The following is a 24,947-nucleotide window of genomic DNA, read 5'->3' as shown; positions in this document are numbered from 1 at the left end:
AACTTCTTTTTATTGTTTTATTAGAACCTTGGTTTTAAAGTGTAATCGTAGCCTCTCCACGGAGTTTGCTCGTAAGGGAACGAAGCTTTTAATGTAGTATCATTCGCAGTAACACCTGCATTAAAGGAGAGTACATTACCTAAGCTGGTTGTAACGGGAGAAGGTGAACTTCCCGGTGTATAGTCATCGTACCAAAGACCAATAGCAGCAAGTACTACACCGCCAACAGCTTGCAATTCTATGGTTGTTACATCGTCCTCGAGCCTGCGACCATTTGGAAAACCATCCATATTAGGAATTGCCTGCAGACCAGGAGAATTAAAACGTGGGTCTGTTAAACCAAGAACGGCAGCTTTTACCAATCCTAAAGAACTAAAATCAGCACTATTTCGGGGAGTAACAGGTACGGCCATATTAAGCCTTAACATGTCACCAATCGTGGGGAGGAAATTATGTATAAATGGTTTTCCTGCAGCTAATGGATCTCCATTCTTTCCTGTAGCTAGTTGGTAGGGTCTCACGTTAGGGACACCTGTTAAAAAGATAGGAAGTAGATCCACCGCTCGTGGACTTGTATTATCCGGGAGCAAAAGCTCGGCAAAACCGCCATTTGCTGATTCGGCAAAGGCAGTTCCGGCGACAGCCGGTGTACCTCTTACAGGAAATAATCCTGGTTTGCCATTTCTAAAATCAAACATTCCCAGGGATTTCGACTGTATCCTTAATCCATTTAAAGCTGGAACAGCATTTCCGAATTGTGAGCCGTCCATGTAAAGAGCCAATTCGGGATTCTTAAAATAAGGAGCAAATTGCCCTTCACCTGAAGCGTTTGAAGGAATAGTGTTCCATTTATCTTTCATTCCTAAAGGAATAACTGCCTCATTGGTTAATGGCATCCCTAAACGTGATACCTGCACCCAATTGCCGCTGTAACTCAGTGTTCCATCGGCGGCAAGCGTTTTCACTTGTTGCCTGCTTGCACTTGCCCACACACCAATTACGAAATCTGGGTCCAATATGTTGGACGCCATATCAACGCTCTTACCATCTTTCTGCAAAAGCGCAATAGGTATTTTTAGAGCAATACTGTGTACATTGAAACGGGCCAGTTTGTCTTTAGGAGGATTTACCGTGTTGCCTTCAGGCCTGAAGTTTCCAAGATCCATTACACCTGCTAAATCAACAAAAAAGGGATCATCTACAGGACCACAAAACACTTTTTCATTATTTGCAGTGGTCGCAATAGCAGAAGTCATAATACTCTCATAGCTAGGTTGCCCTAGTCCAACGGCATTTTCAATTGAGATAGGGCCAATGTTCGGTGGAGGTACTACCCCGTTGGTAACGATGGCTATGAAAGCACCGCCATTTACACTCTTTTCACAGGTATAAGTTGTTTTCTGATTTTGCTTACCCAAACGAATATTGAAGAATGTGGTAGGATCTTCGTTTACCAAAGAAAAAGTGAAACGATAGGTGATATCATCGGTCGTTGTGGTCGCTTTATTCTTAATGTGGATTTCGTAGCGAATGTTTTGTCCAAAGTTGTAGTAGTTGGGTCCCCCTTCAGGTAATTCGAGAGGAATATAGTTGGCAATAATAGTCACCGTGTTTGGATCATCGGGACTACGGAAAGCGTAAACATCGGTGTTGTCAACTAGTGGGTCAAACGCAATTAAAGGCGCTTCCCGATGTGAGGAAGCTTTTACGTTGGTTGAAAGACATACTATCATGGCTAGCACCAGGCATAGTTTCCAACCTTTAAAGTGTATAATTTTTTTTCTCATAACTAAAAATTTTTTAATTAAAAAATTTGAGGGACGTGACTAAAAGGAATCCAAATAAATCGGGTAAGCAATCGGTAGATACGGAGAGTTGATCGCTATAGTTTTAAAAAAGTCAAAAAGTTTTAACTTTTTTTTCTAACAATTCTTCATGTCATCTTGCTCGCTGTTTTTCAAACAGTTAACATGGGACGATAATGCCTAAGTGATTATTACCCGCGAAAAGGAATGAATGTTTTAAGCTGTTTTTTCTGTAAAACCAAAAAGACGGTGCGAAAAAAATGCCAGTCCACCGCGGGGTATGAATTACATGAAGAGGAAGTAATAGCTGTGATGGTCTTAAAATTAGCATATAAGTTCAACGGCTTGCAGTAAGCATATTTAAAAGCCTGCTTGCAGTTGTGTCTCCTTGTAGCGTCGCTTCCATCAATAGTGTAGACCCTTTTGCAACGTCTTTGCGAAAAGTGCATCGTTCGAAATAGTTACCCTGGGAGAGTATTTCTTTGTCGTCTGCAAAAGAGTATAAAAAACCCAGGGTTCGTTTTGCAGGAGCATAACCTTTATCACTCGCCTTTTTAAGTAGTTCAAAAGCTTCAGCACATCCTAAGTTTGCGTTCTTATTCTGCAGCGCTAGTTTGCCATAAAAATACATTGCTTCAGGTACCTGTTGCCGAGACAAAGTACCATAAATGATGAAGGCTTCGGCCATTTTTCCTTCTGTCAAAAATTGTTTCGCATTCTGTAGTTGTCCTCGAATTCCCGGAGGTTCAGTAGTTGGACTAGCTAAAGGAGAATTAACCCTCGCATTAGTGTCCGGTTGATCTTTCTTACCAGTAGATAAAAAATAAATAATGGCGGTGCCTACGAGCAAAAATATAAGAAATAAAAGGCCATACTTGGTATAAGCAGAGCTGCTATTGACAGGGGAGTTAGCAATTTTATTTCTCGTTACTTCGGTGTTTCCAGTTAATCCTTTAGTAACTGAACTATTGCTATTTCTGCTAGTTTCACGGTGTTGAAATTTTAATAGCTGCTGTTGCAAATGTTCTCTTTCCTTGCGTAACCTGTTGTTCTCATTCTCAAGAAATGCAATACGTTCGTGCGTCAGTTGATTGCTGTTAGCGGTTCGCACGTGGTTTTGCCATGCATATTCGTGCAACTCCATGCCGTTAGTAAACCGGTTCTCAGGCTTTTTCTCAAGACATTTATAAATCATTGTAATAAGCCAATCCGGCACATTCATTTCCTGCTCTTTCTTTTCGTCATTCCAATTATGGGGTAGCGATTGGCGGCGAAGGTTGAGTGCATCAGGAGGTGGTGCTTCCTGGTGAGCTATCATTACTGCATTCCGTGCAGTCTCGCTTTTATTGTTTAAAGGAAATGGAACAGAGCCGGCAAGAAGCTCAAATAATATCACCCCAAAGCTGTAAACGTCTGTTTGAAAAAGCATGGCGCCTTCGTTCTGTTCAGGAGCCATAAATTCAATAGCACCGGCATGACGTAAGCTCGTTCTTCGCTGTTCATCTGACATCATTGCCAAACCGAAATCAAGCAAAACATAGTTGCCGGTCTTTGTGTTGAATTTTACATTATTGCTTTTAATATCACCATGTCTTACACCCACCTTGTGGCAGTGAGCCAAAGCGCAAGAAAGCTGATCTGCCACCTTCAGAATTTCTTTTAACGTGAATAAGCGGGGATGAGGCGGCTGCAATAACTCTTCCAAATCGGGTCCCTCGATATACTCCATTTCGATAAATGGAAAGTTTCCGGAGTCGGTTATGCCGGAATTAAGAATTTTTACAACATTTGGATTTGCGTCCTCATTTACCTTTTTAAGTTTTTGAACCTCATTTTGAAAAGCAGTATAATTCTTATCTTCCTCACTTTCGCTCGAAATAGGTGTAGGTAGTATTTTGATAGCTGTAATGATTTCACCAAACCTCCGGCCTTTGTAAACTGATCCCTGGCCGCCGGTTTTTATTGCCCCCATATTTTCCAAACCCTCAGTTATCGTAAACACCTTAGCCATCTATAATTTTTAATTTTGACCTTGCAAGTAATATTAAGACAGCATTTCCCGGTGAAAGGTGGAGAAGAGTCGTTCACTGCTCACCTAAACGAAAATTTTATTGCAACAATAAAGGGTTTGCTTCGATGTTACTTCACTCGTACCAAGTCTTTTTTTAGCAGCCAACCGCGGGTCGTCTGCTTCTTTTCATTGGTATATACCACATAAATAAACCCGTTCATATCATCTGAAGCGGTTACAGGCGCATTCCATTTATTAATAAATACACCTTCCCGCTTGGTATCCTCGTCAGGCTCGTTGTAGAAATAAGCAATTGAGGCAGCTTTATATCTTCCAAACTTATTAGTGGCAGTTGGCGGATCAGTTTGCTCTTTGCTATCATCGCCATTATTGTCCTGACCGTTATCATTTGTATCCTCATTAATACTTGAGTCAGCCTGCATTAACCGCTTCTTATTTACCCGTTTTATAGAATCAGCAATATGCTTTACGCGGGATAAAGAGTCTTTTCTTCTTTGCGTTGAAGTCTTAATGGGGCTTGGCATTAGTGTAGTGTTCCCTGTATCTTTACTATCAATTGTAACAGTACTATCTGTAGTAGCACTTTGCTTATTTACCAAACCGTTCTTTTTCATCAGTGTATACGCAGAAAATGCAGCAAGTCCGATGGTGAGCAGAAGCAATGCAAGGAAAGCTGTTCTTGATACGCCCCTGGATCCTCCACCATTTTGATCTGTTTCCGCTACATTTTGCAACTCACTTTCCCTTCTTTTCAATATCGACCTGAGTTCGCTTAACTCCTTGTCCCTGATGCTTAGCTGATCCTTATACTGCAAAAGTTGACGTTGAAGCTGATCGCTTTCTTTTTGCAGCCTCTCACTTTCCTCCTGCAATGCAGCGGTTTGAACAGGATCGATATTAGGACCGGCATGAATACTATTGTGGGCAATAAATTCATGCAGCTCCATCCCGTTTTTAAACCGGTCTTCGGGCCTTTTTTCGAGGCATTTGTAAATGAGCGTAACCAGCCAATCAGGCACCGACATCTCCCTTTCTTTCTTCTCCGCAGTCCAACTCGCGGGTAAATTTTCTCTTCTTAGAGCAAGTACATCGGGAGGCGGAGTCTCGAGATGTGACAAACGCACGTTGTTCCTTGCAGTCTCGCCTTTATCCTCCAAAGGAAAAGGTACGCGGCCTGCTAACAGTTCAAATATTACTACCCCAAAACTGTAGACATCTGTATGAAAAAGCATCAACCCTTCATTCTGTTCCGGCGCCATAAATTCTACTGCACCTGCCCTTCTCAGGCTTGTCCGACGCTGTTCATCAGACATGATGGCAAGTCCAAAATCGAGCAATACGTAGTTTCCTGTATGAAGGTTATATTTTACATTATTGCTTTTAATGTCTCCGTGCCTTACATCAAGTCTGTGGCAGTGCGACAAAGCATTGGACAACTGCTCTGCGACTTTTATTACTTCTTTTACAGAAAAGATCGGGTCGTGAGGAGGTTTTAATAATTCCTCGAGGTCAGGCCCCTCGATATAGGCCATCTCAATAAAAGGAAAGTTTCCGGTTTCAGATAAACCGAAACTAAGAATCTTGACTACATTAGGATTGGGCTCTTCGTTAACCTTTTTTAATTTCTGCACCTCATTCTGAAAATCCCGATAATTTTTATCATCCTCGCTCTCGCTATAAATTGGAGTAGGCAATAATTTGATAGCCGTAATGATTTCTCCAACTCTTCTTCCTTTATATACCGATCCCTGGCCACCGCTTCTTAGGGCGCCCATATTTTCTAAACCTGGTGCTATTGTAAAGACCTTTGCCATTTATTTGTACCTGGTTTTGCCATCCACATTTTTAAGAGATGTGGATGAAGTAGTGCAATTTTTTACTTTAAATCTATGAGATTACTCGTCAGCATACAGTTTCACATCTCTCTTACGTAACCATCCCTTAAATACCTGACCCTCCGGCGTCGTAATTACTACATATATAAAACCATACCTTTCATTCAAAGCAAGAACTACAGCTTTTTCCTCGGGACTTATAAATTCATCACGCTTCGTGTCTTCATTGGGCTGGTTATAGAAATAAGCCTTAGCAACCACAGCATATTTTTTTGAGACTTTTCCTGGTTTGGTATAACTGTCTTCATCACCGTTTGCAGATTGATCATTTTGGTCAGCCGTTCGATTAGCAGCATTGGCAGCATTAGCGGAACGTTCATTTGTTCCATCAACCGTAGAGGCATCGTTCGTTTCCGGTTGATCGTGTAAACCATTGCTGCCGTTCGCGCTTGCGGAGTCTTCATCGCCCAATCGCACCATAGTTTCTTCGTTCTTTTTCGATGCGTCTTTCTTCTCCCTAAATACTGGTTCCGAGATCGCTTTTTCTTCCGTCGGAGTATTTATCGGTTCAGTTGCACCACCCGTCTTAGCCTTGCCCGCAAAAAAACTGTTTTTGATAATCGGGTACATAGCAAAAGCACCTAAGCCAAGAGTTAAAAACAGTAATGCAACAAACGAAGCACTTGACACCCTATTCTTTTTAGGTGTACCCATCCTCTTCGTTTCGCCTGTACCGTTTGCATTTTCCTCTCCACCCAACAGTACTTTTAATTCCGCCAATTCACTCTCTTTTTCGGTTAATTCCTTTTGGTATTGAGAAAGCTGCTTTTTTAGTTGTTGATGATATACAATAAAATCTTGTTTTGCCAGGGGCTTAATAGATACCGTCTTTGCCCCGGCAGCAGGAGTAGCCGGCCTTGAGGTGAGTTGTTGAATGATAAAGTTGTATAGTTCGCCCCCGTTTAGAAAGCGTTTCTCAGGTTTTTTCTCGACACATTTTTCGATCATCTTTATTACCCACCCAGGCACCTGTATTTCACGCGCTTTTTTTTCTGTACTCCAGGTTGATGGTAACGCTGCTTTCCTTAATTCTAACAAGTTAGGAACAGGAGATGTCATATGGGCAAGCCTTACTTCGTTACGCGCAGTCTCTCCTTTATCTTTCAATGGAAATGGAACTGTACCCGCAAGTAGCTCGAATAGAACAACGCCAAAACTATAGACGTCGGTCTGAAACAACATCTGCCCGGAATTCTGTTCAGGAGCCATAAATTCTATCGCACCTAGCCTATCAATATTGCTTCGCCTTTCTTCATCAGACATCATTGCCAGTCCGAAATCAAGCAGGATATAATTACCCGAAGCCGTATTATATTTTACATTATTACTTTTTATATCCCCATGCCTCACATCCATTCTATGGCAATGGGCGATTGCATTTGATAATTGCTCGGCAACTTTTAAAGCCTCATTGATTGTAAAAACGGAATGGTCGGGAGTATGAAGTATCTCCTCTAGGTCAGGACCTTCTATGTATTCCATTTCAATGAAAGGGAAATTGCCTTGCTCAGAAAGTCCTGAACTTAAGATCTTGACGACGTTGGGATTTGAAATTTCGTTGACCTTTTTAAGCTTTGCTACCTCATTTTTAAAAGCTGAATAATTAGCATCGTCACCTGTTTCACTATAAATAGGAGTAGGCAGGATTTTCACCGCAGTTATAATTTCTCCTATTCTTCTTCCTTTATAGATCGAACCCTGGCCTCCTGTTTTAAGGCCACCCATATTTTCTAAACCTGGTGTTATTGTAAAAACCCTTGCCATTAATTATTCTTAATTATCAACGGGAGAAGTTCTGAATTCCAATAGTGCCGACTCTCCTAATATTATTTGGTCGCCCTCCTGCAGCCGATGACCTATTTCGGTAGTCTGCAATTTTATAGGTACGCCTCCCTCTGTTCTTACTTTCATTTTGTTGTTAGGTGGTATTCCCCCTTCGTCTGCATATAAATAAAAGGCAGCATTTTCTGCATCCCATTCTATATGTGCATGTTGGCGGCTCACTGATCGGTTACTCTCATCTTTGCTGTTATCAGGAAAAGCAATGTGATTTTCCCTCATAAATCCGTCTGCAGTTTGCGCTCTTTTTTCGCGCCCTATATTTATTTTACCACGGGACGAAGAAATAGTATAAACCTCTTTTTCAGCTTCACCAACCAGTACTCTTATGTATGCCGTTGCATCCTGCGAAACTTTTGGTTTTTTCTTTGTCGATATAAATAAACCCGCATTTAACCCAGGAGCCTTTAATGCTTCAACAGGAATTTCATCGACGAACTCTATTTGAAAAGTCCACGACGCAGGAAGCGCGATCGCATAATCATCGGCTATCCTTTGTACTTCTTCTTCTTTAAACCGGTTTTCTTCATCTGCATATACTGCTCCTTCATACAAATGTTTTTCTTCGTCAGAACAATTTATGTAAAGGCAAAGCCCCTTGATATTTGAGCCCTCTCCACCTTCAACTTTCTGAAACTGTTCTTTTATAAACTGGAGCAAAGAAGCACGAATTCCCTTTATATCTGTTGGGCGGCTCTTAAATATGTCGAACATTTTATCGGCTGGTTTTACTTTAAATGAAATTTTATAGAATATTGAAAAAGCACAAAAGGTGTACTAAAATGTACTCTTGTATGTGGTTCTTGTTGCAATGTACATCCTTGGTTTTTTACATCAATGTGGGTTATGCCTACAACAAAAAAGACGAGGCAATATATTCAAAGTATCAAGCAATTTTTTTTGCGACAAACACCTGTACTACTATTTAACTTTTCTTGCGACGCTCCCTTGTACTTTTCATCTTTATTGAGCGGTGTCGCCAGGCTCCTCGTCAGGCTTTTTTACCGTGACAGCCGGTTTTACAGGTTGAGACTTTTTACCTGCAGATTTCTTATTTACCAATAATTGCTGGGCCTGGCTGTCTGGCAACGCCTCGTTGTCGTCGCCGTTATTCTCTGCCTGATCTTGTTCAGCCACTTGCGCGACCGGCGCAGCGGGAGCGATACGCTGATTTTGATTGTTTTCAAAACTTTTAATGTAGCCTCTTTCAACCAAAGCAGGGACAACATAAGTGCCTGCAAGTCTAACAGCTTCACTTGAACCTTTCGCAGCCTCCAGCCTGATACAAGTAACAATATGCCCCGGGCCTTTTGCTTTTGGGGCAAAAAAGACATACCAGCCATCGTTAATTCTTTCGCTTTTCCAGATCCTTTCCGGCGTTCCCGTTTTTCCTGCCACATTTAACTTTAACCGCTCTGCTTTTCCAGCACTCTGTTTCAACATATAATCGGTCATGTAAGCTGCAAATTCAGGGCTCTTTGCTATCGCCACTCCAGGTTTCACAGGTGTTTGTACTCCGCTTATGCTTAAGACATACCGGTTAGGAACCAACATTCCATTATTAGCAATCCCTGAAGCAACTCTTGCAACCGCCGCAGGAGTTGCGATTAATTCTCCCTGTCCCCAGGCCATACCCGAGATACCTTTACCACGTGTGCGCTTTATGTTGTTTGGGTTATAACTTTTTGCACTCCTAAATTCTGTCTTTCGCCACAGCTCGCGCCATGTGTTTTGCTGATCGTTGTTGTTCGGTTCGCTCTCGTAGAAATAACCTCCGACTCCATGTAGAAACATCCCGGTTTGCAAATACAGCGTTCCCATTTCTTCCTGCAGATGTTCTTCGTTTGCAAGTCTTATAAAAAAAGAGTTGTTGGATTTTACAATCGCCCTTTCGATCGAAATATTTCCAGCTTCATCAGGCTCTGCACTTTTGATCCGTATAAGATCCTGTGGCAATACACGAATTGTTTTGGTAGCTGCTTTTTCTCCTAATTTATTAAAAGCTGCCAACGCAGTTACCAATTTTGCAGTAGACCCCGGCTGGGTTGCATAAGTGAAACCAATATCGCTGTTCAAGTTCCATCCGGGTAGCCTGTTTAATTCCCCCTCTGTAAGTGTAAGGCGATCCCAATCGTTTACGGGCGGTAAGGGATACGAAGCAGAGGCAAGTACATCGCCTGTATTGTCTTCCATAATGACTACTGAAACCCTTTTGATCCTCACACTATCATCCGTGGCCAAAATCCTATTCAAATGGGTTTGCAGGCCTGCATCCATTGTCAACTGTACGTCCCTGTTTCTCTGTTTGAAGGCTGCTACTTCAGGGCTATTAATTCCTGCTAATAGCAGTGGTGCAATTGCCCCATAATCACGTCGGTTAACAGTCATCTCGGTAGACGTTCGTGGTAAAAATCTATCTTCTTTAAACCGGGTAGCACTTACCTGGAATTTGGAAGTGGGGGTTGGAAAACCTCTCAACTCAGCTGCATGTTCGTACTCCGCAAAATAACCATTCGTTGAGCCGTTAAAAACACCGGTATTAGCATCACCTGTCCAAAAAAACATTTGCTCTCCGAAAGGATAATACCGGTCGAGACGCTTGTAGGCAAAAGCCTCCAGGTTTTCTTTTGGAATGCCCACTGACAGCAGTGAGTCGTACTGTTTGTTTATTTGATCCTGGTGGCTGGTAGCAAGTATCAATCCTTTTCGATCAAGAAGATTACCTGCCTGTAACTTACTCATGAGAATAGAAATCCGCGGATTATAGCTAAACATTCTTGCTCCGGACCTATCAGCAACCAATGCAGGTTCAACGACCCACCTCTTATTATTAAACAAATATTTTGACACATTTACGCCTAACAACACGATCCCAACGCAAGCAGCAACAAGAGCAGGCATTAGGTTTTTATCCTGCTGGCGCGTGATGAACTTCATTTGAACTGCAGACCCTTGCAGATGCGAAGCGGATAATAAAAAGCCGGCCGCAAGCATATTGCAAAGCAGGGACGATCCTCCGTAGCTCATAAAGGGCAACGCAACTCCTGAAAGCGGCAAGGCACCGGTTGAACCACCGGCAATTAGTAAAAACTGTACAAATGTGCTTACCCCAATTCCCGCACAGACATAAAATAGAAAAGGAGTTCCCGTCTGTCGACCAATTATGAAGGAGCGATGTAGGTAAATAAGAAAAAGAATAAATATGCAGATAATTCCTGCCCATCCAAACTCCTCACCCATTGATGGAAGTATCATATCTGTATGCGCTTCAGGAATAGTTTTGGCAAAACCTTCTCCCACACCCTGCCCTGTGACTCCCCCACTCGACATGGCCCAGATACCGTTTGCTACCTGGTCGCCACCGAACACTTCATTGTTCCATGCATTTTGCCAGATTGCTTTTCTATCGGTTAACCTATGAACCGGGCCAGGGATTAGTTTGTCTAAATAAGGAATTTGATCAAGGAGCAAAAAGCCCGCAATAACAACCAAAGCCATCACTGCAGATTCGCTTAACTGTCTTCTTTTGAAAAGGGTATACAGTGTGAGAGTAGCTGCAGTAATAGCCGTTCCTATCCATACGTTTTTACTGAGCCAGATTGAAAGCACATATACTACTACGGCCCCTACCATATCTGCAAAATCTCCCCGAGAGAAAGAAAAGAGAATGATGAAAGTAAAACAGCAAACCATCGCAGGGCCGAGATCACCAAGTATAAGAAATAAGAATATAGTTGTAAGAATAGCAAACAGGGCAAAGAAGAAAAAGTAAAAGCGTTTGTTTAAAGAGGTGTATTCTGAAATGAATTTTTCGTTCGCTGCAAAAAAACCTGCCAAAAACATAATAACTAAGTACTTGACAATTTCGCTTGGTTGAAAGCCAAAAAGGTTCACTTTTACTCCGCTGCCTTCCGGGCCTGTTCCAAAAATGATGGTAAGAAGTAATAAACCCATTGCTACCACAGCCCATGGCCATCCGTTGGCCGCCTTACGATTTCCTTTAAAAACAAATAAGCGGTAAATCAGCGAGTCGGTTGTAAAGTACCGAAGGTTAAAGAGCATTAAGACAACGATTCCTAAAATCCCGCCTTCAAAATAAAAAAGGGTGCTTTTTGAGAAGAAGCGGTCTCGCAATGGATCTTGTAAACTGAATAACGTGACAAATGATAACCCCGTCAAAATCATCATTACCGGCAGAATAAGTTGGTCGGCCTGGGGAAACCTGAAAGATAAAAGCAGGTGAAGCAGCCAGAACGATACAATGAAACATCCTACAATTATCCAAAACCACCTTGCTGCTTCGCCCGGAGTGCGAACAATAAAAGATCGCTCTTTTTTCAAGTTGCTAAAATCGCGGTTTGAAAAAAGCTTAATGGTATTTGGAGCCTGGACAAAAGTAAACTCCTCGTTATCTTCTAAATTTTCAACTCCTTGAGAGCGGCCAAATTCATAACCAGGCTGAAGAGGTAAAACAGCGAATGACCGGTTAGCAGGTAAACCTGTAAAAGAGAAATGACCGTTTGCATCCGTTCTTGCAAAAGCTGTAAGCGACTGTAGTTGCCTGTGGTGCAAGGAGTCTACTACAAATACTCTTCGTACGCCTTTTGTATTTACGGCAATTCTTTGTTCTACGTCTCCTACATTCTCGCTGTACAAACTATCCTCTGGCAAGATAACCTGCAACCGCACCAGGACACCTTGCACCGGTATTTTTTCTCCTTTTTGAACTACTCCGTTTATCGACCCACTCCCCATGTTCAAACTATTGACAGAGGGAAGTTGAACCGGTTTTCTTCGCTCCTGTTGAAAGAGCGCAGAGTCTTCATCCGAAAAACCAAGCAAAGCTCTTTCCACCTGAACCCTTCTTCTAAATACTTCCCCTCCTTGAGCGTAAGCAGCCTCTGAGTTGACATTAAAGTTGCTCTTATTTAATTCACCAATGTTATCAATTACATCCGGGAGATTTCTTTTGCCGTTTTCGACCACCTTGCCAATGAAGTCAATGTCTCTTTTATCACTAAAATAAAAACCTTTCTGAAGCAATATTTTTATTCGCTCGCCAGGTTTACTATCGTTCAGGTTCATCATCGTTCCGTTTGCAAGTCGTTTTTGAACGTCAGCCTGGTCATTTTTCAACACTGTAAACAACTGGTAAAATAGCACTAACATTACGATGCTTAGCAGAAATAAAAAGAGGCGCTCGACATTTCTTGAACCAAAACGGGAGGTATTGGAAACCATCTTAAATCAGTAGTTATTATAGGTGTATTGAATTTGAATTGTAAAAAACAGTGTCAGCAAAACGACCATTGATGACAGGACGATCTTTAAACAAAAAGTTATACTGAACCGGAACGCGACAGTTTTTAAACTGTACGTTTTTCAGATGTAGTCCTGAGGTTCTTGTGAGAACTCCTATATCAAAATTTTCAAGGGTCAGGCTATCAAGTAGAAGATACCTTGAACCGGGTGACATTATAAACGCAGGCCCTTTGTAGGTAGAGTCACTAATGAGCGTTACGCCGTTACCGATAATATGCAAAGAATCGTTTGTAACGGGAATAGAATCTGTTATAGTGATGGACGTAGTTTCAGGAGTATTAAGCACAAAAACTTCCTTGGTCGTATTTCCATTAATACTGTCAATAAACTTTTGTTCTTCGGGATTTCGCTCTTTTACAACAACAGCGTTTTTTAGCTCTTCCTCGTGGGCTCGCTTATTTTTATAGTTTGAATATATTATCCATAGAAAAGCTGCAACGATTAAAATGGATAGAAAGATGAGGAAAGGAATTATGCTCCTTCTCTTTTTATTTTTCAAAACTGTTTTTTCGTGCGAGTTGGAATTGGACTCTTTCAAAACATCATAGCCGTCCTGGCTTTCATTTTTTTTTAAACTGACTGCCGGCTTGGTCGCAATCTGCTTTAAAGGACTTTTGTTATTTTGAACAAGCACAACAGTAATGTTGTCTTTTCCCCCAGCTTCGTTAGCAGCATCCACCAGTGCTTTGGCTTTAAAAGAAAGGCTTTTGGTTGTACCTAAAATAGCGGTTATAGCACTATTGCCGATCATATCAGAAAGTCCGTCGCTACATAAAAGAATAGTATCACCCGGAAGAAAAGGAGATTCGCCTGTTTCTATATAATCGTCGCCCTTAATGGCGGCATCAAAGCCCAAAGCTTTATTAATCTCATTGCGTTTTGGATGACGCATAGCTGCCTCTTCAGACAACCGACCACTATCCTCCAGAAAACCAACAAAAGAATGATCTCGCGTAATTTTTACCAGCGAGTTGTCTCGAAACAGATAAAGCCGGGTGTCACCGACATGACAATAGTAAAATTTATTATTTGGAATATCTGCCAGCGCTACTGTAAGCACACATGCCATTTGCTCATTTGCCCTGCTGACCTTCTTCTCAGTATAGATAGCTTCGTTTGCAGCAGCTATCGCATCTTTCATCAGTTTTATATAGTCATCCGATTTACCTCCAAAGCGTTCCAGTATGGCATCATGCGCAAGTCGGGCCGCAACCTCGCCACCTTCGTAGCCTCCTACTCCATCAATTACACAGGCAGCAATAAATTGATCATTTAAGACGGGTTGGGCAATGAAGGTGTCTTCATTGTTAGTCCGCATTTTACCGGTGTCGGTTATTCCAAAATAATTTTCAGCCATTGTTATTGTGTGTATTTTTTATATCCCTGAAGTTTGCAACAAGCAGCAGAATGCAGATGACTAATAAGGTGATAGATAATACTGAACTGACCATTCATCTAAGATTTAAAAATGTTGATACCGACTATTCCGTTTAAAACGATCCGCGAGTTTAGTGGCAGCTCTACCCACGTAATGTTTTGCATGTCACTGAGCTTAACTTCGTTTTCATTCAATATTGTCTTTTCTCCAAAAGAAGCAAGAAAAAATTTTCCATTGTTTTTATCGAAACGAATTCGCAGGTGAGGGGCATTTACCCAATCAGATGGAATTTTAAAAATGTTTGCATTATCCCGTTGCTCTTCTTTTCCCGTAACAATTATTTCTTCCTCCTTCATCAAAAACTCAATCTTCTTTCCTGCATATTCGCGGTCTGGAACAATCGTTTCAAAACGGGCCAACACAGAAGTCTCGGAGTTCATGATTTTCTTTTCATCCAACACAAGGTCTTCCTGGTATGGCACTTCGTAATACCCTTCGCTATAGAATGTAAAGCCTTTCAAAATCTCATCGTTGATATCGTAAGTCTCGGCAATCCCCGTTTGTCTTGGAATAAACGTTACCCTCAAATTCTCCTCCTTATGTACGTTGCTGCCCGGAAGTAATTTGCCAATAAAACTTTTATCGCCTCTTTTATAATCCGGGTGCGAAACAAACCTAAAAACCCATTTATTACTGGAAGGCTCCACGGTTTTGCCCTGCAGCCTATAGGTTTTTAAGGTATCATAAAATTGCTTGACTGACTCCTGGATGATCAGTCCGAAAATGCCTCGCTTATTATCCATGAACTGATTATAATCTGCAGGGTTAAAACAGATGATGTATTCATGAAAAAAAACAACGCGGTTGGCAAAAGATAGCTGTGCAATTGACTCGTTAAACTTCTGCACGATATACTTATATACGTCATCAGGAGTTAGCGTTGGAATTTGTTGTGTAACACTGGTTACTTCTTTTTTAAGAAACCAATCATGTAAACCCATACGTTGCCATAACGTCGTTTTCGATTTCATTTAAAATGTCTTAGTTATAGGTTCATCAAAAGCAGTTGAACAATATGAAATTGCTCTTTTTTTATCAATGCTTTCCAAAAATCTTATTAATAAATTTACCTAAACCCTTCTTGGGTTTTTGTTCGACCGGCTTTTTTCGCGCAGTTATCTTTTTCTTTTGAACCACTGTACGTCCAGCTACTTCCGGTCCGGGAGAAGCGCCGGTTGTGTCGGTTACATTTATAGCTAACAATGCTCCGGAATATAGCTTTCGATGGCTCTCATTATTTTTATACACCTCGCTATCTGTACTACTAATTAAAACTTTTGCTCCTAAGGCTACTGGTTCTACGGCGTTGCTATCTGAAAATTTATTCCAACTCCTGGCGCCATTCAACGAATACCAAAAATTCTTTTTCACCGGGTCATAATACACATTCTTCTGCGGGTAATAATAATACTGGTGTTGCTCCTTTGCTCTATTGCTAATACAAGCCACGTTAAAAAATAACAGAATGCTCAAAATCCTACCCGTATACACACCTGCAAGCATACTGCTTTTTTGTCTTTAACTATTCAAAGACCATTCCATAAACAATTTTGTTTCAGGCCGTTACTTAAACTATTCTGCACTTTAAAGTTCTTTTTTATTCTCAATAACGCTGCCGCCTATAAGCCCCAGCCCCTTTTTACTAAGGAGGAAAAAGCTTTTAAAAAACTTTCAAAGCTGTGCAGAAATTTGTGTTGGTAGGTTAGAAGAATTTTGGAGCCGACTTTATCTATTTATGAACATTTTTGTGTCACACCCTTGTACAATTTGTATTTTTTTCTGCATTCAAATGAGCGCCATTACTGGCTGCAAAAGGTTTAAACCTTTGACCCACAGAAAGACAAATTCAACTAAAAGAAGCAAATTCTTATCCTGTTCATACTATTTAAAAAACAGTTACGTTAATTACTACTTACATAAAAAATCGAAATCCAAAAGAAAATGTCAAACCTCGAGCAATCGGAAATCCAGTTAAAAATTGCGCAGATAATAGAAAGATCGCGACACCAGGAAGAAAGATTCCTAATCGACAGCAAAGCTGCTGCTTCAGATATCCTTCAGTTTCTTCAAAAGAAAAATTTAATTGACGGCTTTTACCAGGAAGATTTAGCTGTTTAGAAAAATAGTACCGAAAATCTTTGAAACTACTATTGCACCAAAAGCAATTTGTAAGGCAGTGGGAGATTTTATCTAAGAATTACTACATATCCTTTAAGCTTAGGCAGTCCTAGCTGTAAATCCAACAAGTAGTAGTAGGTTCCAACAGGTAAAGGCTTTCCATTAAATGTTCCATCCCAGGGAGTACTATAATTTTTAGTGCTCAAAACCTTTTGCCCATACCTGTTGAAGACAGATAATTCGTAGCTATCATAACTCGCTAACGCCTTTATATTCCAGGTATCATTGACGCCATCTCCATTTGGTGAAAATGCGTTTGGTACAATCACATTTTTATACACCTGCACAAAAGCGGTATCGCTTGAACTACCACATCCATTATTGGAAGTTGCAGTTAAAATATAACTCGTACTAACGGCAGGATTTACAACCGGATGAAGTGTATTTATATTATCAATAAACAAAGAAGGATACCAGGTAAAGCCTGTATTACCACCTGTCACACTCCCGTCTAATTGTACTGATTGGCCTTCAATCATCACCTGGTCTGGCCCCGCATCTGCGACAGGTTTCTGTAAAACATTAATGGTTACCCTTGCACTGTCTTTGCATGATTGATCGTTTGAAACTACAACAGTATAGACGGTACTATCTGCCGGCTTTGCTGTAGGATTAGGGATTGTAGCAGACGACAAACTTACATTGGGTGACCATGCATAAGACGTACCTCCTGAACTGGACAAGAAAACACTGTCACCCTTGCAAATAGTTTTGGTTGTAAAACCAACTGCTGCAATGGGAGCAGGCGTAACAGACACTGTTGTTGAGTCTAGTTGTTTGCATCCGTCCGAGTTCGTAACCTGAACATAATACTTACCAGCATTTATTGAACGTGCATTACTAATAGATACATTCTGCGTCGTAGACGAAAAAGAGTTTGCTCCAGACCACGCATATTGCGTTCCTGATGCACCACCAGTGGCAGACAAAGAAATGTTGCTCCCCTCGCAAGCAGGACTATTGCTCGATATCGAAGTTGCCGGCTTACTCTTAATATTTACAGTAAGAGCCTTTGAAGCGACCCTACAAGTTGCCAGGCCGGCATTACTTGCCTCCCCCACACTCAGCCTGTACAAGTACTGACCTGCTGCAGTTGTAGAGTTGAAACTTCTTGTCATAGTGTTCGAGGTTTCACCCGGAAGGTTTGTCCAGGTACTACCGCCATCTTTACTTTGTTGCCATATATAAGCAGGGTTACTATATCCCGCTGAAACCTTGCATTCAAAAGTTACATCTGTATTGTCGCCGGCGCATAAAGTTTTTACATTATCAGACACCCCCTTAATTGAAGGGATTAGTTGCGGTCCGCATGGCCGAAATGTAATGTCATCAATTGCCAGGTCGTTTCCGCAGCCGCCAACAGAATTATTGATAAGACGTAATACAACATTCGTCACGTTTGCAGGTGTTGTAAAGAAAGACCCGTATTGCTTCCATATTGGACTTTGAGTGGCAACAATGTCGCCTGTAGTATAGGTTTGTAAGACTGTTCCATCAGTCTTTTCAATATTGAATGTAAGGTTGGGTGTTTTCGGATTTCCGGAACAGGCGGAAGGAAGTATAACATTGGTGATCCATGCAGCAAATTCATAAGTTGTATTTGGACACAAACTCTTCAAGGTATCAACATAAAACTCACTTTTTTGCAGGGAAGCATTAATGAGCATAAAATATCCGTTTGGATCACCTGTATGGTCATTGTTTAAGGTATGCCATGTATTGAAGTGGCACTGGGACGTACTATTTCTTACTGTATAAAGACCATCTTGAGGACAATCATTATAAAAGAAGTTTAAGTTTTTAGTGGTGGTAAGGACCGGACCTGGATTACTACCGCTTCCAAAAGTGATATTGACGATAGGGTCACCGAGACTGCCTTGGCAAAGTTGAGCAGGTAGTTTTACGCATACTAACAGAACGATAAATAAAAGAGAAGTTTTTGTTACAATCATTTCAAATCAATATACCCTTTAGGTGCTTCAAACATGAATATAGTTGTAAATGCTTAATCGAAAAAAACTACAATGGAAAAACTAAGAGTAGCCGGGCTTTGCTAGTTTGAAGAAATTAAAGGCAAAAAACTTAATACTGTAAAACTGCAGAACCTTAATAAAACACACAAAAAAGCCACAGCTATTAACTGTGGCTCATCTAACAAATTTCTCAAAAACTATCCAAGTTTCTCAACCTGCATATAGTTCAATTCTACAGGTGTAGATCGTCCAAATATTTTTACTGTTACTTTCAATTTTTTCTTCTCGTCATTTACCTCTTCTATTACACCATTAAAGTCATTGAAAGGACCTTCTATAATCTTAATAGTTTCACCTACAATAAAAGGTTCGTTCATTACAATGCCCTGGTCGTTCATCTCATCCACTTTACCGAGCATTTTATTTACTTCGCTTTTACGCAAAGAAATAATGTTTCCCTTAGCGCCCTTACCATCAGTTAAAAAGTGCATTACATTACTAACATTACTAATAACCTGAACCATGTCATCGGTAAGCTTGCCTTCAAAAGCTTCCAAAAAAAGATAACCGGGATACAGGTTTTTCTCACGCATTACTTTCTTTCCGTTCTGCACTTTATACACCTTTTCCATGGGCAAGAAAACTTGTTTAATAGTTTCCGTCCAACCGCTCCGTACTACTTCCTTATCTAAATATTCCTTAACCTTACGCTCTTTACCACTTACTACACGCAACGCGTAATATTTGGTAAGTTCCTGTTCAGCAGGAGGAGCTGCATTTATATTTGATGTTGTTTCTTCCATTACTTAAATAATGAGTAAATAGCCTTCAATAAGTTTTGAGACGCAAAGTCCATTACCCACACTAGCGCTGTGATTATAATTGTTGCAACCAATACGATTACTGTAGATTGCTGTAACTGCAACCACGATGGCCATGTAACTTTCTCCGTTAGCTCTGTATAACTGTCCCGAAAGTATGCTGAAATCTTATTCATTTGTTTACTTTAGAAAATTGACATTTTGCAATTCCCATTCGTTGGCACGGGAACAAGGATTCGAACCCTGATCAAAGGTTTTGGAGACCTCTATTCTACCGTTGAACTATTCCCGTATTAAGAACAAAGTACTTAAGCTTTCGGCCTAAGTACTTTGTAAATATATAAAACCGTTTCCAAAGCCCCTTGAGGGAGTGTGGTTTATTTTAGAATTTCAGTAACCTGACCAGCACCTACTGTACGTCCACCTTCACGAATAGCGAATTTAAGACCTTTCTCCATCGCAATTGGCTGGATTAATTTAACAGTAAGATTGGTATTATCACCAGGCATAACCATTTCAGTTCCTTCAGGAAGAGTACACTCTCCTGTTACGTCTGTAGTACGGAAGTAGAACTGAGGACGGTATTTGTTGAAAAATGGAGTATGACGTCCACCTTCTTCTTTGCTAAGTACATAAACCTCACCTTTGAATTCAGTGTGCGGAGTGATGCTTTTAGGAGCGCAAAGTACCATACCACGACGGATTTGAGTTTTCTCAATACCACGTAATAAAAGACCTGCGTTGTCCCCAGCCTCACCGCGATCTAATAGCTTCTTGAACATCTCAACACCTGTAACGGTAGAAGACAAAGGAGCTTCCATCAGACCGACGATTTCAATAGCCTCACCTACTTTAATTACACCACGCTCAATACGACCGGTAGCAACAGTACCACGACCAGTAATAGAGAATACGTCCTCAACTGACATTAGGAATGGAAGATCAACCGGACGAGGAGGAAGAGGAATATAGCTATCCACAGCATCCATTAATTCGTTAATTTTAGCAACCCATTTGTCTTCACCAGCTAAAGCGCCGGTAGCAGAACCTTGTATAATTGGAGTGTTGTCACCATCAAAACCGTAAGAGCTTAACAAATCACGAATTTCCATTTCAACAAGCTCTAACAATTCAGGATCATCAACAAGGTCAACCTTGTTCATGAAAACCACAATCTGAGGTACACCTACCTGGCGTGCAAGAAGGATGTGCTCTTTTGTTTGAGGCATAGGTCCGTCAGTAGCAGCCACCACAAGGATAGCACCGTCCATCTGAGCAGCACCTGTAATCATATTTTTTACATAGTCAGCGTGACCAGGACAGTCAACGTGTGCATAGTGACGAGTTGCAGTTGCATATTCTACGTGTGCAGTATTAATTGTAATACCCCTTTCTTTTTCTTCAGGTGCACCGTCGATTTCATCGTAATTCTTTTTTTCCGCTAAACCTCTTTTTGACAAAATATCGGTTATAGCGGCAGTTAAAGTTGTTTTACCGTGGTCAACGTGACCAATGGTACCAACGTTAACGTGAGGTTTATCCCTCTTGAAGTTCTCTTTTGCCATTTTATTTGTTTTTAGATTGTGGTTTTTTTAAATATTAAACCTGCTTTCGGAGCGCGAATGTAAGGTTTTATTGTTATTCTTTTTGTTTCCAACAGTTAAGGTGTAACTAATCATTCTGCGTCGCACTCTTAAACAGTTAATAGTTATAATCAACAAAGTCAGTAAGTCAAGAAGAAAACGCTTGATGACTTATTGACTTAATAATTTTTGCAGAGCTGTTGATGAGAATTGAACTCACGACCTCTTCCTTACCAAGGAAGTGCTCTACCCCTGAGCTACAACAGCTTGTCATAAAAGTAACGGCCGACGCTTGTTTGTTGACAGTAGAACAAAGCAACTGTCAACCGTCATTTGACATCTGTCATCTCAATACTTGAGCGGAAGACGAGTCTCGAACTCGCGACCTATAGCTTGGAAGGCTATCGCTCTACCAATTGAGCTACTTCCGCTTGTAAAATCCTAAATTTCTAACTCTGAAATCTTAATTACAAAGATTTGCAATCAGTAATCGTCAATCAAAGAACCGTGGGCAGAGCAGGGTTCGAACCTGCGTACTCGTGAGAGAACAGATTTACAGTCTGTCGCCTTTAACCACTCGGCCATCTGCCCAAATTGTTACATGAGCCGAAGAAGGGAGTCGAACCCCCGACCTGCTGATTACAAATCAGCTGCTCTACCAACTGAGCTACTTCGGCTTATAACTAAGAAGTTATTTAAATACCAGCAAACAACTTTTTAATTTTTGTAGTACAGTTATTAAATATCTAGCATCTTGAAATTGAACTAAAATAAGAACTTCTTCCCCTCAAATACATCCCATTTATTTTCGGGATGGCAAAGGTAAGGGAAAACTTGAAATACCAAAATTTTGAAAATGTTTTTTCATTTTTTTTCAAATCTCTAATATCTCTTAGTTTTTTATATCAGGAATGGACTTACCAGGATTGGATGGATCAATGACTACAGTTATAGAATCACTATTAATCACGATGTTTCGAACAGTAGCACTGTCTATGTAAACTTTATCGTCTACTGTGTATCTATACCGGATCACAAGTCTATTTCCCTTGATATCTCTTCTTTCGAAAATTTTTGCTTTAAGCTGTTCTTGCTGACCACACCCTATCAACACACAGATGGTTAGAATAAAAGCAACAGTATATTTCATAGTCGTAAAGGTGCAATAAAAAAGGCCTCGTCGGAGGCCTTTTATTCGGTTATATTTAAAGTATTATGCTGCTTGTTTTTCTTTCTGTCTTTTCAACTGATTGATCAATGATAAATAAGCATTATCGAATGATTCTTCGAAGGATTTAGAAGATGCTTTTACAAAAAAATCACGCTTAGGAACGTGAACCCGAAGTTCTACAATCTTATCCTTTAACGTATGAACTACATTATCAAGTTTTAAAAACACATCAACTTTTGTTATTCGGTCATGGAAGGTATTTAGCTTGTCAAGTTTTTTCCTTACAAATTCAATAAGTTTTTCATCGCTTTCAAAATGCACTGTTTGAATTTTTACGTCCATAACATTTCTGTTTTTATGTGAATAAATAAATAAAGAACTAAAGTGTACATTTCTATTCCATAAGCGTTACCTGCTACTTTTTAGGATTATGAAGTTAGATATTCAGCCGCTAAGAATTTATTTTATCCTTTATTTTTTTTCTGTACTTTAAATAAAAACAGTCCAATTTTTTGCAGGCAACAAACTCTTTTGCGTATCAATTCATGCCCTAAAAAATTTTTAAAAAAAGGATCTAGAGATTGTTAGCTGGAGAAAAACGGCTTTCCAACCACTAATATTATTGAGGCAAGAATAGCACTAATAAAAACCTAAAAACCTGTAGCATCAAATGTGGGATGTCCTTTGGTAGTATTTTTGCGATACCTATGTATCATATGTCTAAACATTTATTGTTTCTATTTCTTGTATTACTCTCGCTGACCTCCTCTGCCCAAAAACCTGTTGTTCCTTTGATGAGAAAAATTTTTCATGAAAGTGTTGACAAATCTCAAAAAGCCATCGACAAACTTGATAAAAAGGACGATCACTTTTTCAACGCAACAAACGACTCCGAAGTAAATCAGCAGATCACCTACGCTTTATACAATAAAATAGATCAGCTTCAAGACAACATCGAAGCAGACAACTCGCTGGACGCAAATCAAAAAGTCAAATTTATCAGAAGCTTAAACGAAGCTTTAGCTCTTTTTGAGAGCAGTTACAGAAACAGGGAATTAAAAGGTGATCAACTGCCAGATCTTCTTAATGCTTACGAAGAGGCTATGGCCTTGGAAAAGAAAAAGCAGTCTATAAAACCTGTGCTAGTTGACAACGAGTTTGAAATAGGAGACATTCTTGTAAAATGTATTGCTTTCCAAAAAAATGTTGGAATTACCGAAGGCAAGGAAGTGCTACTTTTAAAAAACTCTCAAAAACATCCTGACAGGATTTTCCAGATTTTAAAAGCAAATCCTAACGCTTTATTCGCTGACAGCCTCTTGAAAGTAGCGGCTCATACCCACCAGGAAGACGTGTATACTTATGCTCAGTCAAATACGGTGATTGGTAAAAAGATCCAAAACAATAGCGATCCACTGATTAAAACAATTGCCGGATTAGCAAATTTGAAAGAAGGTCGTTTATATTTTCCCTTCCTTGATAATCTGTACAGAGGAAAAGTGTCAATCGAAGAAATTGACAAGAATAAAAATGATGAATTCAAATATTACAAGCTTTTAGTTAATACCCAGATTGAATATACTGAACGCTTAAGGCAACGTGATACGCCCATGGCAATGGAAGCGCTAACGGAAATGTTGAGGCGGAAAGCCATTGAAAGTTTTATCAATGTTATTAATGGCTTGCACGACGAGCCGGATAATATTCGGATGAAAAAGGTAGAGACCCTTACCCCGCAGGAGTTGTACTACCTGTGCGTTATGGCAGAGACGGAGATTTATACGAGTAGCTATTTGAAGGTTTATGAGAGGATATTTCAAAGGATGAAAAATCCTAACAGTGACTCTCTTTTAATAAGTGTGAATTTTGACCATTTTAAAAAGTTTATTAAAATGGCTGCAAATTATAATACGCTTGACAACTTTTTGAAAAGGATGGAAAAAGGAAATGCTGAAATTTTAATGCGATCCTTTGCAGGCGGTCTGGAAAAAACGGGAAGCCTCGAAGATGCAGTGGACGTCGCCGACAGTTATGCGAGCATTTCTGATCCCACCCTACGGAAGTTGATTTTGGATGAAGTTCAATCGAATCTAAATCAACAGAACAGAAACGAGAACAAGAGAGGGTTGGCAATTTATGACCTTCTAAACAATATCTTTTTAAGTCTTGACTCGACTAGTAAAATAGATATCTCTCAAAAATTTGGCATCCCTCCAATTTATATAGTCAATAACAACTCATTAAAAGATAGCAAAGGAAGAATTGTTATTCAGCAATTCTTTTTTGGAGATAAAGACGGTTTGTATTCTTATAGCCAATTCAAAAGTTTGTATAACACTCCGGGTTGGAAAATAGTTAATAAGACTGACTGGATTGAGGTAAGCTCAACCAAAGGAATACCTGTAATCATTTATGCGAACAAACCTTTGGACGAAAAAGAAGGATTAGACGATAAGGCACAGGAAAACTTAGGAGATTATCTCAGCGATAATAACTTAACTCCGACTGTCGTCATCCATCGAGGCCATAGTTATCACGTTACATCAACAATAAAACAACTGGTTAGAACAACAAAAGTTGTTTTCCTGGGAAGTTGTGGAGGTTATCAAAATATCAATCGTGTGTTAGAGATATCTCCTTACGCCCATATCATTGCAAGCAAGCAGACTGGAACAGGCGCAGTAAATGGACCAATGATTATGAGTATAACTGAAACCCTCCGGCAAGGGAAAGATTTAAACTGGCCTGAGATGTGGAAAGACTTAGGTAAGAAATTAAAAGACAACAATATGTTTGAGGACTATGTGCCTCCCTACAAAAACCTTGGAGCCCTTTTTATTATGGCTTACAATAAGGTGATGTTAGGTTAAGAAAACTGCCTTAAAGAAAA

17 protein-coding genes and 5 tRNA genes are annotated in these 24,947 nt (G+C 40.2%); 2 read left to right on the top strand and 20 right to left on the bottom strand.

The genetic code is table 11. The features are described from left to right. Window positions 1-20: 20 nt before the first annotated feature. The 9 genes from SAE01_RS09865 to SAE01_RS09825 form a co-directional block, all read right to left on the bottom strand. A complete protein-coding gene (locus SAE01_RS09865) occupies window positions 21-1,787 on the bottom strand; it encodes a DUF4331 domain-containing protein (RefSeq protein WP_147203586.1) in 1,767 nt (588 codons plus the stop codon). Between the two features lie 355 nt (window positions 1,788-2,142). After that, window positions 2,143-3,816, bottom strand: a complete 1,674-nt coding sequence (locus SAE01_RS09860) for a protein kinase domain-containing protein (protein WP_147203585.1) — start codon at window positions 3,814-3,816, stop codon at window positions 2,143-2,145. A 128-nt stretch (window positions 3,817-3,944) separates the two neighbouring features. Then, entirely contained in the window at window positions 3,945-5,651 is a 1,707-nt protein-coding gene (locus tag SAE01_RS09855) for a serine/threonine-protein kinase (protein ID WP_147203584.1), read from the bottom strand. A gap of 81 nt (window positions 5,652-5,732) precedes the next feature. After that, on the bottom strand, window positions 5,733-7,496 hold the full coding sequence (locus tag SAE01_RS09850) for a serine/threonine-protein kinase (protein WP_147203583.1): 1,764 nt from the start codon (window positions 7,494-7,496) through the stop codon (window positions 5,733-5,735). A 9-nt stretch (window positions 7,497-7,505) separates the two neighbouring features. Further along, complete coding sequence (locus SAE01_RS09845; protein WP_147203582.1) at window positions 7,506-8,285, bottom strand: FHA domain-containing protein; 780 nt, start codon at window positions 8,283-8,285, stop codon at window positions 7,506-7,508. Window positions 8,286-8,534: 249 nt separating this feature from the next. Continuing rightward, complete coding sequence (locus SAE01_RS09840) at window positions 8,535-12,740, bottom strand: FtsW/RodA/SpoVE family cell cycle protein (RefSeq protein ID WP_246113197.1); 4,206 nt, start codon at window positions 12,738-12,740, stop codon at window positions 8,535-8,537. 88 nt (window positions 12,741-12,828) lie between these two features. Then, window positions 12,829-14,250, bottom strand: coding sequence for a PP2C family protein-serine/threonine phosphatase (locus tag SAE01_RS09835; RefSeq protein ID WP_147203580.1), 1,422 nt, complete (start codon window positions 14,248-14,250; stop codon window positions 12,829-12,831). A gap of 98 nt (window positions 14,251-14,348) precedes the next feature. Then, complete coding sequence (locus SAE01_RS09830) at window positions 14,349-15,302, bottom strand: hypothetical protein (RefSeq protein WP_147203579.1); 954 nt, start codon at window positions 15,300-15,302, stop codon at window positions 14,349-14,351. 64 nt (window positions 15,303-15,366) lie between these two features. Then, complete coding sequence (locus tag SAE01_RS09825) at window positions 15,367-15,834, bottom strand: hypothetical protein (protein ID WP_147203578.1); 468 nt, start codon at window positions 15,832-15,834, stop codon at window positions 15,367-15,369. Window positions 15,835-16,272: 438 nt separating this feature from the next. Between SAE01_RS09825 and SAE01_RS24445 the strand changes: the two genes are divergently transcribed. Continuing rightward, entirely contained in the window at window positions 16,273-16,449 is a 177-nt protein-coding gene (locus SAE01_RS24445) for a hypothetical protein (RefSeq protein ID WP_170234126.1), read from the top strand. A gap of 68 nt (window positions 16,450-16,517) precedes the next feature. Here SAE01_RS24445 and SAE01_RS09820 read toward each other — a convergent pair whose 3' ends face one another. The 11 genes from SAE01_RS09820 to SAE01_RS09770 form a co-directional block, all read right to left on the bottom strand. After that, on the bottom strand, window positions 16,518-18,461 hold the full coding sequence (locus SAE01_RS09820; protein ID WP_147203577.1) for a T9SS type B sorting domain-containing protein: 1,944 nt from the start codon (window positions 18,459-18,461) through the stop codon (window positions 16,518-16,520). Between the two features lie 218 nt (window positions 18,462-18,679). Then, window positions 18,680-19,285 carry a transcription termination/antitermination protein NusG gene (gene nusG / locus SAE01_RS09815; RefSeq protein WP_147203576.1) on the bottom strand — a complete coding sequence of 202 codons (606 nt, stop codon included), beginning with the start codon at window positions 19,283-19,285 and terminating at the stop codon, window positions 18,680-18,682. After that, window positions 19,285-19,479: a preprotein translocase subunit SecE gene (gene secE / locus SAE01_RS09810; protein WP_147203575.1), complete on the bottom strand. Its 195-nt coding sequence runs from the start codon at window positions 19,477-19,479 to the stop codon at window positions 19,285-19,287. Before secE ends, nusG begins: the two co-directional genes overlap by 1 nt. 42 nt (window positions 19,480-19,521) lie before the next feature. Further along, a tRNA-Trp gene (locus SAE01_RS09805) sits at window positions 19,522-19,595 on the bottom strand. Window positions 19,596-19,680: 85 nt separating this feature from the next. After that, the gene (gene tuf / locus SAE01_RS09800) at window positions 19,681-20,868 is read right to left on the bottom strand and encodes an elongation factor Tu (protein WP_147203574.1); all 1,188 of its coding nucleotides are present in this window, start codon (window positions 20,866-20,868) and stop codon (window positions 19,681-19,683) included. Window positions 20,869-21,081: 213 nt separating this feature from the next. Beyond that, a tRNA-Thr gene (locus SAE01_RS09795) sits at window positions 21,082-21,153 on the bottom strand. A 91-nt stretch (window positions 21,154-21,244) separates the two neighbouring features. Next, a tRNA-Gly gene (locus SAE01_RS09790) sits at window positions 21,245-21,317 on the bottom strand. 77 nt (window positions 21,318-21,394) lie between these two features. Further along, window positions 21,395-21,477: transfer RNA gene (locus SAE01_RS09785), tRNA-Tyr, on the bottom strand. A gap of 13 nt (window positions 21,478-21,490) precedes the next feature. After that, window positions 21,491-21,563: transfer RNA gene (locus tag SAE01_RS09780), tRNA-Thr, on the bottom strand. Window positions 21,564-21,778: 215 nt separating this feature from the next. Continuing rightward, window positions 21,779-22,036 carry a DUF3592 domain-containing protein gene (locus SAE01_RS09775; protein ID WP_147203573.1) on the bottom strand — a complete coding sequence of 86 codons (258 nt, stop codon included), beginning with the start codon at window positions 22,034-22,036 and terminating at the stop codon, window positions 21,779-21,781. Between the two features lie 63 nt (window positions 22,037-22,099). After that, window positions 22,100-22,399: an HPF/RaiA family ribosome-associated protein gene (locus SAE01_RS09770; RefSeq protein WP_147203572.1), complete on the bottom strand. Its 300-nt coding sequence runs from the start codon at window positions 22,397-22,399 to the stop codon at window positions 22,100-22,102. Window positions 22,400-22,851: 452 nt separating this feature from the next. Here SAE01_RS09770 and SAE01_RS09765 point away from each other — a divergent pair, with 452 nt between their 5' ends. Next, window positions 22,852-24,927, top strand: a complete 2,076-nt coding sequence (locus tag SAE01_RS09765) for a hypothetical protein (protein ID WP_147203571.1) — start codon at window positions 22,852-22,854, stop codon at window positions 24,925-24,927. Window positions 24,928-24,947 lie beyond the last annotated feature (20 nt).

This window comes from Segetibacter aerophilus (assembly GCF_007991655.1).
GTDB lineage: Bacteria > Bacteroidota > Bacteroidia > Chitinophagales > Chitinophagaceae > Segetibacter > Segetibacter aerophilus.
This window is presented reverse-complemented; position numbering and strand designations above follow the sequence as displayed.